1 protein-coding gene and 1 pseudogene are annotated in these 1,043 nt (G+C 37.2%); both read left to right on the top strand.

From position 1 onward, the window contains the following. Positions 1 to 91 precede the first annotated feature (91 nt). A complete protein-coding gene (locus GCCT14_RS05145) occupies positions 92 to 808 on the top strand; it encodes a putative quorum-sensing-regulated virulence factor (RefSeq protein ID WP_157952655.1) in 717 nt (238 codons plus the stop codon). 19 nt (positions 809 to 827) lie between these two features. Next, positions 828 to 1,043: pseudogene (locus tag GCCT14_RS05150) on the top strand (hypothetical protein); the annotation flags it as partial.

Here is a 1,043-nt window from a genome sequence, read left to right on the forward strand (position 1 = left end):
AACTTGATGACCGATAATTGGGCCACGATTAAGAAGAGAAACGATATGAGGTGCTATTTCCTTGAATAGAGGTTTGTTTTGGAGATTCGTGATGCGTCCAATTGACCAAGTCACGTTTGTATGTATCGACTGTGAGACAACCGGTCTTGACTTGACCAGGGATCGTATCATTGAAATTGGAATCGCCATCTTTCAAGGTGAAACCGTCATCGATGAATATACAACTTTACTCAATCCACTTATTCCAATTCCAGATTCATCAAGTAAAATCCATTCCATCAAAGATGAAATGTTGCAAAACAAACCTCTATTCAAGGAAATAGCACCTCATATCGTTTCTCTTCTTAATCGTGGCCCAATTATCGGTCATCAAGTCTCTTTTGATCTTTCAATTATTCAAAAAGAAATGAAGATTATAGGCATGGATTGGACAATACAGCACCCTTCCATAGACACATTGAGACTTGCTCGTGCGTACGGGAAATGTCCATTTCTCTCATTAGAAGGTCTATGCAGCCATTTCTATATTCCGATTGAAAAGCATCATCGTGCAATGAATGATGTACGAAGCACAATCACACTTTTCAGAAAGTTAACTGCAAGTTTTCCTTGTCTACAAACGATTCAAAACCTGCTAGAAAAACCTATTGAGATGGAAACGATGCCACTCGGAGAATATCGTGGTCTTTCTATAAAGCAAATTCCTCTATCTTATTTGAAATGGGCAATTAAAAAAAAATTTGATTTGGATTTACATTACTCTCTATCAAAAGAATTACAACGTCGACGCAACAACATCGATGAATAGAAACTATCTTGGCTTAATTATGTCTGATTTTTACTCTCCTGAAGTGGAACTTTATATATTTGACCTAGACGGAACCTTGGTAAACACAGAAAAAGAAGTGTTAGGTTATTGGAAGCGTGCTCTCTGCAAAATAGGATTTGACCATGAAATTTTTCCGTATTTCAAGCTAGTGGGAAGTTCATCTTCCAATTGGGACCAAGAGCTTAAATACATTTACGGAGATAGTTTCCCTATT

The sequence above is a fragment of the Candidatus Similichlamydia epinepheli genome, assembly GCF_003056015.1.

What these genes read in the sequence shown, in the direction of transcription:
- GCCT14_RS05145 (WP_157952655.1), top strand. Translation starts at nt 92, where the DNA reads ATGCGTCCAATTGACCAAGTCACGTTTGTATGTATCGACTGTGAGACA.